Annotated in this window: 10 protein-coding genes; 8 read left to right on the top strand and 2 right to left on the bottom strand. The window is 68.2% G+C overall.

All coding sequences use genetic code 11. The features are described from left to right. Positions 1–77 precede the first annotated feature (77 nt). Together IHD13_RS02920 and IHD13_RS02915 are read left to right on the top strand one after the other, a co-directional pair. Positions 78–1013 (top strand): histone deacetylase family protein, encoded by a 936-nt coding sequence (locus tag IHD13_RS02920; RefSeq protein WP_195859542.1) that lies wholly within the window; start codon positions 78–80, stop codon positions 1011–1013. 109 nt (positions 1014–1122) lie between these two features. Beyond that, complete coding sequence (locus tag IHD13_RS02915; RefSeq protein ID WP_195859541.1) at positions 1123–1755, top strand: helix-turn-helix domain-containing protein; 633 nt, start codon at positions 1123–1125, stop codon at positions 1753–1755. Positions 1756–1833: 78 nt separating this feature from the next. Here the strand turns inward: IHD13_RS02915 and IHD13_RS02910 are convergent, their stop codons facing one another. Beyond that, positions 1834–3270 carry an APC family permease gene (locus tag IHD13_RS02910; RefSeq protein ID WP_195859540.1) on the bottom strand — a complete coding sequence of 479 codons (1437 nt, stop codon included), beginning with the start codon at positions 3268–3270 and terminating at the stop codon, positions 1834–1836. A gap of 212 nt (positions 3271–3482) precedes the next feature. After that, entirely contained in the window at positions 3483–4322 is an 840-nt protein-coding gene (locus tag IHD13_RS02905; protein WP_195859539.1) for a formate dehydrogenase accessory sulfurtransferase FdhD, read from the bottom strand. A gap of 93 nt (positions 4323–4415) precedes the next feature. Between IHD13_RS02905 and IHD13_RS02900 the strand changes: the two genes are divergently transcribed. The 6 genes from IHD13_RS02900 (at position 4416) to IHD13_RS02875 (ending at position 10916) form a co-directional block, all read left to right on the top strand. Continuing rightward, positions 4416–4847, top strand: coding sequence for a DUF3305 domain-containing protein (locus IHD13_RS02900; RefSeq protein WP_195859538.1), 432 nt, complete (start codon positions 4416–4418; stop codon positions 4845–4847). Continuing rightward, on the top strand, positions 4844–5365 hold the full coding sequence (locus tag IHD13_RS02895) for a DUF3306 domain-containing protein (protein ID WP_195859537.1): 522 nt from the start codon (positions 4844–4846) through the stop codon (positions 5363–5365). Before IHD13_RS02900 ends, IHD13_RS02895 begins: the two co-directional genes overlap by 4 nt. Positions 5366–5485: 120 nt before the next feature. Continuing rightward, positions 5486–7177: a 4Fe-4S dicluster domain-containing protein gene (locus IHD13_RS02890; protein WP_195859536.1), complete on the top strand. Its 1692-nt coding sequence runs from the start codon at positions 5486–5488 to the stop codon at positions 7175–7177. Positions 7178–7181: 4 nt separating this feature from the next. Beyond that, positions 7182–7841 (top strand): TorD/DmsD family molecular chaperone, encoded by a 660-nt coding sequence (locus IHD13_RS02885; RefSeq protein ID WP_195859535.1) that lies wholly within the window; start codon positions 7182–7184, stop codon positions 7839–7841. Continuing rightward, positions 7838–8044, top strand: coding sequence for a twin-arginine translocation signal domain-containing protein (locus tag IHD13_RS02880; protein WP_195859534.1), 207 nt, complete (start codon positions 7838–7840; stop codon positions 8042–8044). Before IHD13_RS02885 ends, IHD13_RS02880 begins: the two co-directional genes overlap by 4 nt. Positions 8045–8057: 13 nt before the next feature. Further along, positions 8058–10916: a molybdopterin-dependent oxidoreductase gene (locus IHD13_RS02875; protein ID WP_195859533.1), complete on the top strand. Its 2859-nt coding sequence runs from the start codon at positions 8058–8060 to the stop codon at positions 10914–10916. Positions 10917–10923 lie beyond the last annotated feature (7 nt).

Below are 10923 nucleotides of genomic sequence, written 5' to 3'. Positions count from 1 at the left end.
CCTGTGTACGACTTATTGGCACTGTCATGCAAGGGTGACAAGCGTTTAAGGTCGTGGCGTCGTGCCTGGAGCCTGCCATGATCACCGCCTATATCACCCACCCCCGCTGCCTCGACCACCATATGGGGCCGGAGCATCCCGAGAGCCCGCTGCGCCTCGAGGCGATCCGTGCCCGCCTGTCGCTGGCCGGCCTGCTTCAGCAGACCATGCAGTCCGAGGCCAGGCCGGCCAGCGACGAACAGCTCGAGCGGGTGCACCCGCGGCGCCACCTCCAGTCGTTGATCAAGTGCGTACCCGAGCATGGCCTGATCTCCCTGGACGGCGATACCCTGATGAACCCCGCCAGCCTGGAGGCGGCCCGGGTCGCCGCCGGGGCGGTGATCCGCGGCATCGACCAGGTCTATCGCCAGCAGGCCGACAACGTCTTCTGTGCGGTGCGCCCTCCCGGGCACCACGCCGAGGCCAGCGAGGCGATGGGCTTCTGTTTCTTCAACAACGTAGCGGTGGGCGCCGCGCACGCCCGGGTCCGCTATGGCGCCAAGCGCATCGCCATCCTCGATTTCGACGTCCACCAGGGCAATGGCACCGTGGACATCTTCAAGGACGACCCGGAGGTGCTGGTCTGCTCCAGCTACCAGTATCCCCTCTACCCCTGGCGCTACCTCAAGGCGGAGCATGCCAATGTGATCAACACCCCGCTGCCGGCCGGCAGCGACGGGGCGATCTTCCGGGCGGCCATCGAGCGCGACTGGCGACCGGCCCTTGAGGCCTTCCGGCCGGAACTGGTGCTGGTCTCGGCGGGCTTCGATGGCCACCGGGACGATCCCCTGGCGGAGCTCTGTCTCACCGAGGCCGACTACGACTGGGTGACTCGCTTCGCCCTGGAGATCGCCGCACGCTTCGCCGACAACCGCCTGGTATCGGTGCTCGAAGGCGGCTACGACCTGGACGCCCTGGGCCGCTGCGCCGAGGCCCATGTGCGGGCGCTGCTGGGCTTGCCCTTCGAAGACTGAAGGGCGTCGGCCTGGCCTATCCTGGCGTCGTCGAGAGACAGGCCCTGCCCCACGGCCGTCGGGGATCTATGGTAGGCTTGAGGAAAGTTTTTTCCGATAGTGAATCCCGATGACCGCCACCACCGATCAGGCCGCCGCCCTGCGTATCGCCTCCGGACGCAAGGCCTTCGTCGAGCCGTTGCGGCTCGGCGAGCGGCTCAAGGAGATCCGCCTCGCCAATCACTGGACCCTGGACGATGTCAGCCAGCGTACCGGCCTGGCCCGCTCGACCCTGTCGAAGATCGAGAACGACCAGATCTCGCCCACCTTCAGCGCGGTGCAGAAGCTGATCACCGGCCTCGGTATCGACCTGCCCCAGCTGCTCAGCCCCCCCAAGACCCAGCAGCGCACCCTGGGCCGGCGCGACCTGACCCGAGTCGGCGAAGGCCAGCTCCACCCGACCCCCACCTACGAGCACGAACTGCTCTCCTGGCAACTGGCCCAGAAGCGCATGATCCCCTTCAAGACCATCGTGCGGGCTCGCCACTTCGAGGAGTTCCATGAGTGGGTACGCCACGACGGCGAGGAGTTCCTGATCGTCCTCGACGGCGAGATCCTGCTCTACACCGAGTTCTACGAGCCGCTGCGCCTGGAACGCGGCGACAGCATCTACTTCGACAGCGACATGGGCCATGCCCTGATCTCGGTCAGCGACGAGGACGCCGTGGTGCTCTCGGTCTGTACCCGCGGCGATGTGGTCTGACAGACTAGTCCCAACGCCCCCGAGAGCAACAAAAAAGGCCCCATGACGGGGCCTTTTGCATGGCGTCAGTTGTGTTGCTTAGCGCCCCGGGTAGGGGTCGGCGCCGGCCAGCTCGCGGTACATCATCTTGTCGCTGAAGGCGACGCCATAGCGAACCCGCGACCAGGCGTAGAGCACCAGGCCGATGCCCATCCAGCCGAGGAACATCACCCACTCCGCCGGCGCCAAGGCCGCCGGGCTACCCGGCAGGTAGAGGGCGATCAGGCCCAGGGAGAGCAGCACGGCGATCACGCCCACCGCCAGGCCCTGGCGCACCTTGAAGGGCCGCACCATCTCCGGCTCCTTGAGACGCAGCACCACGAAGGAGAGCGACACGAAGAGATAGGCGATGACGATGCCCAGGCCGCCGGCCACCACCAGCCAGACCAGCGCCGGCCGCCCGAAGAAGGGGGCGATGCATGACAGGAGCCCCATCAACAGGATGGCGTTGGTGGGGGTGCGGTGCTTGGGATGCAGCTTGGCCAGGAAGGCCGGCAGCATACCCGAGTGGGCCAGGGCGTAGATGGCCCGGGAGCCTCCCACATAGAAGGCATTCCAGCTGGTGATGATCCCGGCGATCCCCGCCAGCACCATCAGGTTGCCCGCCCAGGGCGCCTGGAATACCGCCTGCATCGCATCCGGTACCGCCAGGGAGCTCGCGCCCAGGGCCTCGCTATCCAGCATCAAGGAGGTGCCCAGGATGATCAGCGCATACCAGAACACCGCCAGGATCACCGAGATCATCAGCACCCGACCGATCTCCCGAAACGGCAGGTTGATCTCCTCGGCGGCCTGGGGAATCACATCGAAGCCGACGAACATGAAGGGCACCATGATCAGTACCACCATGATGCCGCCCATCACCCCCTCGGAGGTACTGAACAGCGGCTCCATGGTCGCCCGCTCGCCTTCGAACAGCGCCCCGGTGATAAACATGATGCCCACCACCAGGATCAACAGGGTCACGACCTTCTGCACCAGGGCCGCGGTGCGGATGCCCACGTAGTTGATCGCCATCATCGCCACCGAACCGGCGACGCCCACCGCCACCCAGGTGGCCTTGACCTCCCAGCCGGCGATGGTCCAGAGGTGCCCCACCGCATAGTTGGGGAAGAGGTGCTCCACCACCGTGGGCAGCGCCACCGCCTCGAAGGCCACCACGCTGACGTACCCCAGGGCGATGGCCCAGGTGCAGAAGAAAGACGCGAAGTGACCCAGCGCCCGGTAGCTGTAGACATGCTCGCCCCCCACCTGGGGCATGGCGGAGGCGAGTTCGGCGTAGGTCAGGCCCACCAGCACGATGGCGATGCCGCCGAGGATAAAGGCGGTGATAGCGCCGAGACTGCCGGCGGACTGGATCCAGCTGCCAGTCAGCACGATCCAGCCCCAGCCGATCATGGCGCCGAAGGCCAGCGCCAGCACGTCCTTGCGCGCCAGCACGCGGGTCAATTGGGTTCCGGAAGGGGAATCCGTCATGGGTTGTCTGCCTCTAGACTTGAATTATCGTAAGAATAATATTTTATCGACGTTTATCTGTTTTATCTTTCACGGCCGACAAAGATAATTGACAAGCGAGAGGGAGACAAGCACCAGGGAAGATTCGATAGACCACAGGGAGATTGCCGGGATGGCGGAGACATGCCGGCACCAGAGGCGTGCAAAAAATCAAACAATTGCACCAAAAAGGATCAGCCGCGGCGGTCCCCGGGCCGCCGCGCCGGCATGGCATCCAGCACCAGGCGTTCGCCGGCATGGATGGCCTGGAAGTGCTTGCCCTTGGCCCGGGCGATCAGCAACACCCCGAAGCGGCTGGCCAGCTCCGCCCCCTTCTGGGTCACCCCGGAGCGGGAGACCAACACGCCGATGCCCATCTGGGCCACCTTGAGCACCATCTCCGAGGTCAGGCGACCGGTGGTATAGAAGATGTCCGCCGCCGTCGACTCTGCCTCCTCCAGCCACTGGCGCCCGGCCAGGGTATCCACCGCATTGTGACGCCCCACGTCCTCGACGAAATCGAGCACCGCCTCCTGGCGGCACAGGGCACAGCCGTGGACGGCCCCGGCGCTGCGGTAGGTCTCGTTGTAGGCCCCCAGGTTATCGAGCAGTCGATAGAGCACCGACTGGTGTAACCGCGTCGCCGGCGGCGCCGGCGGGATGCTCTCCAGCAGCCGTCCGAAAACGGTGCCCTGACCACAGCCGGTGGTCACGGTGCGGGTGGCCAGGCGCGCCTCCAGGTCCTCGGGGGGGTGACGGGTGACCACGGCGGCGGACTCCACCTCCCAGTCCACCGCCACCTGAACCAGGTCTTCCCGGGCCGCCACCAGGCCCTGATTGCGCAGATAGCCCACCACCAGGGCCTCCGGGTCGGCGCCCAGGGTCATCAGGGTGACGATCTCGCGCTTGTTGAGGTAGACCGTCAGGGCCCGCTCGGCGGCGATCGCCTGGCGCCGGGACTCGCCATACTCGTCGACGATGGCGATCTCCAGGGTGGCCGGCAGCCGGGCATGGGTACGCGGCAAGGCAAACATTCAAAACTCCTTAATCAATCGTTGACCCCGATCATGGCGGTCTCGGCCGGGACCGTCTTAACTGCAGGGGAGTCAAGCCGTCGAGAGCGCCCCATGCCAGCCACCACATCCTGCTCCCTGAGTTTCGACCTGTCGAGCCTCCCCGTCACCATCAAGGGCTTCACTCACCGGCGCTGGCGAGTCACCGACCTGACGCCGGGTGACGCCGGCCCCTGGTGCCTGGACCTGCAGCTGCTGATGACCGAGCGCGCCGCCTACCGCTTCAACCTGAATTCCACCACTCCGCGACTCTTCCTGCGCGCCGGAGACAGCGACGCCGCCGAGCCCCACCCCAGCGCCATCACCGCCAGCCAGGAGGTGGCGGCGGCCTGGATGGACGGCGAACAGCGGGTCCTGGAGGTGGCCATGCCCCTGGCCATCCAGGCCTGGATCGAGGCCTACCTGGCCCGCCACGGCGAAGCGCCGGAGGAGGGCCGCAAGAAAAAACGCCAGGGGGCCGGCCGTGCCCGGGAGATGCAGCCATGAGTCGCCTCTCCCGTTGGTCCGAGCGCAAGCGCGAGGCAGCCCAGGCCGAGGGCTCCCCTGCCCCGCCCCCCATCGACGAGGCCGCCGATGCCCCGGCAGCGGCCTCCGCCGCGGATAGCGGCGAAGCGGCGCCGCTGCCCGACCCCGACGACCTGGCGCCGGGCAGCGAGATCTCGGCCTTTATGGCCAGCGGCGTCGGCGAGGCCCTGCGCCGCCGTGCCCTGCGCCGGCTCTTTGCCGGCGACCAGTATGGCGTGCGCGACGGCCTGGACGACTACGACGACGACTATCGACGCCTGCAGCCCCTGGCCGGCGAGCTGGCCGAGCGGCTCAGGCGCTGGACCCGCCCCTCCGGGGAGGCCCCCCAGGACGACAACCTGTCTGGCGAGGCCGTCGATCACGCCGCCCCTGGAGAGGATGAAGGCCACTCCACCCCGGCCTCCTCGGCGGATGAGCCGACCGGCGAGAAACTCGAGCCGCATACGACGCCTGCGGCGAAAACATTAGACCAAGGATGATCTGGCGAGATACCCAGAACCGACCACACTCATTCATTAGCGATAAAAAAATAAGCCCAAGTGGCTCGCCTTGCCGGGATGGCACGCCTGACCGACCACCATGACGGACCGTGAGAGACCATGACCCCATCGCTAACGGCCGACGACCGTAACCGTCTGGCCCGGGAGAGCGCCTATCGCCGCGTCTCCTGGCCCCGCAACCTGGCCCCGGCCAGCGTCACCTATGCCAGCGCCGGCCATGCCCTGCTGATCGGCAACGAAGCCGAGGCCCGCCGCGCCGCCCGCTTGCTGGAAGGGCGTGGCCTGGCCTCCCTGACCCTGCTGTTGACCGAGGCCACCTCGAGCATCGACGACGCGGAAGCCAGCGAGCTGCTGTCCCACACCCGGGCCCTGCCCTGCCATGCCCTGAGCCGCCACGAGGCCGAGGCCCTGACCCTCGAGGGCTACCTGGGCCGCTTCCGCGTCGGCCTGTACCAGGGCGGCGACTGGCTCGACCTGGCCCGAGCCCTGGCCGGACGCGATCACTTCGACCTGATCCTCGACTTGGGCCGCCGCCCGCGCCTCGACCTGGAGCTGCCGCCGCCGGGCTACCTGGCCAGCCGCGGCGCGGCCCTCGAGGCCTCGACCCTGGCCGACTGGGCCGCCCTGGTGGGGGAGTTCGACAAGCCCCGCTACTTCGAGATCGATGCCGACCTCTGCGCCCATGACGCCCAGGGCAAGCGCGGCTGCAGCCGCTGCCTGGAGGTCTGCCCCGCCGATGCCATCGCCAGCCAGCCGGGGCGCATCGCGGCGAGGGTCGAGATCGACCCCTTTCGCTGCCACGGCGTGGGCAGCTGCACCAGCGCCTGCCCCACCGGCGCCATCCGCTATCGCCTGCCGGAGGAGCACCAGCTGCAGCAGACCCTCGCCGGCTGGCTCGAGCACTACCGGCAAACGGGCGGCCGCGACCCGGTGGTGCGCTTCGCCACTGCCGCCGACCTGGCGGAGGAGAACGTGGTCGCCGGCCAGCTGATCGACCTGCCCCTGGAGGAGTTGGGCAGCGCCGGCCATGAACAGTGGCTGGCGGCCCTGGCCTTCGGAGCGGCGGAAGTCCGTATCCAGTACCCGGCCGAGATGCCCGAGCGCCTGCGCGCCTTCCTGAATAACGAACTCGCCCTGGCCCATGGCCTGCTCGCGGCCCTGGAACTGCCCCCCGAGCGAATCCGGGCCATCGACGCCGACCCCGCGGCCCGGGATGCTCCGCCGCGTCTCCCGGCCCTGGAGCCCCTGACGGCAGCCCCCGAGGCATCGAGCAAACGCGAACGCCTGAATCTCGTGCTCGATCACCTGGCCGCCCTGGGCGGCGGCGATGACCGTCGCCATGCGCTGCCCCATGGCGCCGCCTATGGCGGCATCCGGGTGGACAATCAAGGCTGTACTCTTTGCCTGGCCTGCGTCTCCGCCTGCCCCACCCCGGCCCTGGCCGCCGGCCAGGAACAGCCGGCGCTGAGCCTGCGCGAGGCGGACTGCGTGCAGTGCGGCCTATGCGAGGCGACCTGCCCCGAGCAGGTGATCACCCTGGAGCCCGGCTTCCTGGCCGGCCCCGAACGCAGCGAGCGACGCACCCTTCACCAGGCGGCCCCCTTCCACTGCATCAGCTGCGGCAAGGCCTTCGCCAGCGCCGCCACCATCGAGGCCATCAAGGGCAAGCTCGCCGCGCACCCCTATTTCGCCGGCGAGGCCGCCCAGCGACTGGAGATGTGCGAGGACTGTCGCGTCCGGGACGTCTGGCGGTCGCTGGCCCGGGACCCCGAAGCGCAACTCAAGGTATGACGCTATGACAGAGACCCCAACCGCGCGCCCGGCCGACGAGGAATTGGCCCTTCACGCCGAGATCTATCGACTGCTGGCCCGGCTGCTGCACCAGGCCCCGAACGGCGAGTTGCTCGACTGGCTGGGCGAACTGCAGGCGGAGGACGACGGCCCCCTGGGGCGGGCCTGGGAGGGCCTCGCAGAGGCGGCCCGGCAGGCGCAGCCAGCGGCCCTGGAGCGGGCCCACTTTCGCCACCTGATCGGCGTGATCCAGGGCGAGGTGGTGCCCTATGCCTCTTGGTATCGCCAGGGCGAACTGATGGACGAGGCGCTGGTGGCCCTGCGTCGCGACCTCAAACGGCTGGGCATTGCCCGGCATACCGAGAACGCCGATCCGGAGGATCACCTGGCGGCCCTCTACGAGTGCATGGCGATTCTCACCGAGTCACGCCCCGAAACGGCACCGACCTTCTTCGAACGCCATCTGGCGCCCTGGGCCGGCGACTGCCTGGCGGACCTGGCCCGGGTCGACACCCCCTTCTACGCCCGGCTCGCCGAGCTGGGCCTAGCCTTCATGGCCCATGAGCAAGCGCGGCTCGACGAGGCGGCCCAGGTCCAGGCCGTGCGCTGGGCCAACGCCGGCTCCCATCCATCACCCCACCCCCAGAGCGAGGCCAAGTCATGAGTCAGCAGCGACCCGATACATCCCATGATCCCCGGCGCCGGCACTTCCTCAAGACCCTCGGCGCCGGTACCGCCGCGGCCGCCGGCCTCGGCCATGTCACCCTGGTGCAGGCCGAGAGCGCCACGCCAGACACCGCCGAGGCACCGCGCCGCTACCACGAGAGCGAGCATATCCGCGCCTACTACGCCACCCTGCGGGACTGAGGAGGAAGCCACCATGCGTTTGACACCCAAGCAGGCGACCCCGAAGGCCGGCGCCGGCCTCGGCATCTCCCGTCGCCAGTTCCTCAAGCGAAGCGGCGCGACCACCGGCGGCCTGGCCGCCGCCGGCCTGATCGGCGCGCCCATGATGCGCCGCGTCGATGCCGCCGATCGCACCCCCTATTCGGATGCCCCCATCGAGACCCGGCGCACCATCTGCTCCCACTGTTCGGTGGGCTGCGGCGTCTACGCCGAGGTTCAGGAAGGGGTCTGGACCGGCCAAGAACCGGCCTTCGACCACCCCATCAACCGCGGCGCCCACTGCGCCAAGGGCGCCTCGTTGCGCCAGCACGGCCACTCCAGCCGGCGCCTCAAGTACCCAATGAAGCTGGTGGGCGGCGAGTGGCAGCGCCTCTCCTGGGAGGAGGCCATCGACGAGATCGGTGACCGGGTCCTGGCGCTGACCGAGGAGCATGGGCCCGACAGCATCTACTGGCTGGGCTCGGCCAAGTTCAACAACGAGCAGGCCTACCTGCTGCGCAAGTTCGCCGCCCTGGCCGGCACCAACAACACCGACCACCAGGCGCGCATCTGTCACTCCACCACCGTGGCCGGGGTCGCCAATACCTGGGGCTACGGGGCGATGACCAATTCGCTCAACGACCTCCAGAACAGTCGCTCCATCCTCTTTATCGGCTCCAACCCCAGCGAGGCGCACCCGGTGGCCATGCAGCATATCCTGCTGGCCAAGGAGCGCAGTCAGGCCCAGATCATCGTCGTCGACCCGCGTTTCACGCGCACCGCCGCCAAGGCCGATCACTTCGTGCGCATCCGCCCCGGCTCCGACGTGGCCTTTATCTGGGGCCTGCTCTGGCACATCTTCGAGAATGGCTGGGAGGACCGGGAGTATATCCGCCAGCGGGTCTACGCCATGGACGAGGTGCGCGCCGAGGTGGCCGACTTTCCGCCCTCGGAAGTGGAACGCATCACCGGCGTCCCCGAGGCGCAGATGCGCGATACCGCCCAACGCCTGGCCGAGAACCGCCCCGGCTGCATCGTCTGGTGCATGGGCGGCACCCAGCACACCACCGGCAACAACAACACCCGCGCCTACTGCATCCTCGAGCTGGCCCTGGGCAATATCGGCCGCTCCGGTGGCGGCGCCAATATCTTCCGTGGCCATGACAACGTCCAGGGCGCCACCGACCTGGGCCTGATGTCCCACTCCTTGCCCGGCTACTACGGCCTCGCCGAGGGCGCCTGGGCCCACTGGGCGCGGGTCTGGGACCTCGATCTCGACTGGCTGAAGAGCCGTTTCGACCCGACCGAGTACGCCGATGGCCAACCCATGTACAGCAACGGCATCACGGTGTCGCGCTGGGTCGATGGCGTGCTCGAGGAAGAGGAGGCGATCTCCCAACGCACCCGCCTCAAGGCGATGTTCTACTGGGGCCATGCGGTCAACTCCCAGACCCGCGGCCCCGAGATGCAGCGCGCCATGCAGCAGCTGGAGATGATGGTCATCGTCGACCCCTACCCCACCGTGGCCGGGGTGATGCATGGCCGCAGCGACGGGGTCTACCTGCTGCCGGCGGCCACCCAGTTCGAGACCACCGGCAGCGTCACCGCCACCAACCGCTCCATTCAGTGGCGGGACCGGGTGATCGAGCCGCTCTTCGAGTCCAAGCCCGACCACGAGATCATGTATCTCTTGGCCCGCAAGCTGGGCTTCGCCGACGAGCTCTGCAAGCATATCCGCGTGGAGGGCAGCGAGCCGGTGATCGAGGACATCACCCGGGAGTTCAACCGCGGCATGTGGACCGTGGGCTATACCGGCCAGAGCCCGGAGCGCCTCAAGGCCCATCAGCAGCACTGGCACACCTTCAGCTTCCAGACCCTGCGTGCCGAGGGCGGCCCCGCCGACGGCGACTACTACGGCCTGCCCTGGCCCTGCTGGGGCACCGCCGAGATGAATCATCCCGGCACGCCGATCCTCTATGACACCAGCAAGCCGGTCTCCGAGGGCGGGCTGACCTTCCGCGCTCGCTTCGGTATCGAGCACAACGGCGAGAACATCCTCGCCGACGGGGTCTTCAGCCGCGGCTCGGACCTCAACGACGGCTACCCGGAGTTCACCGACCAGATGCTCAAGGACCTGGGCTGGTGGAACGAGCTGACCGCCGAGGAGCGCGCCGAGGCCGAGGGCAAGAACTGGAAGACCGACCTCTCCGGCGGCATCCAGCGGGTGGCCATCGCCCACGAGTGCGCGCCCTTCGGCAACGCCAAGGCGCGCTGCAACGTCTGGACCTTCCCGGACCCCATTCCCAAGCACCGGGAGCCCCTCTACACCAGCCGTCGCGACCTGGTGGCGGACTACCCCACCTGGGACGACGTCGCCTCCCACTACCGCCTGCCAACCCTCTACAAGAGCATTCAGGACAACGACAACTCCGACCGCTACCCGATCATCCTCACCTCGGGGCGCCTGGTGGAGTACGAAGGCGGCGGCGAGGAGACCCGCTCCATGTCCTGGCTGGCCGAGCTGCAACAACAGATGTTCGTCGAGATCAACCCGGCGCTGGCCAATGACCTGGGTGTCGCCGACGGCGACATGGTCTGGGTAGAGGGCGCCGAGGGAGGCCGGGTACGCGTCCAGGCCCTGGTGACCCCGCGGGTGGCCCGGGAGGTGGTCTTCATGCCCTTCCACTTCGGTGGGATGTTCCAGGGCGAGAGCCTCCACGACCGCTACCCGGAGGGCACCGCCCCCTATGTGCTGGGCGAGGCGGCCAATACCGCCACCACCTATGGCTACGACACCGTGACCCAGATGCAGGAGACCAAGTGCACCCTGTGTCGGATCGAGAAAGCCAGCTGACGGCCCG

This window comes from Halomonas sp. 328 (assembly GCF_015645095.1).
GTDB lineage: Bacteria > Pseudomonadota > Gammaproteobacteria > Pseudomonadales > Halomonadaceae > Bisbaumannia.
Note: the sequence above shows the minus strand (reverse complement) of the source record. Positions and strands in the feature narration are given on the sequence as shown.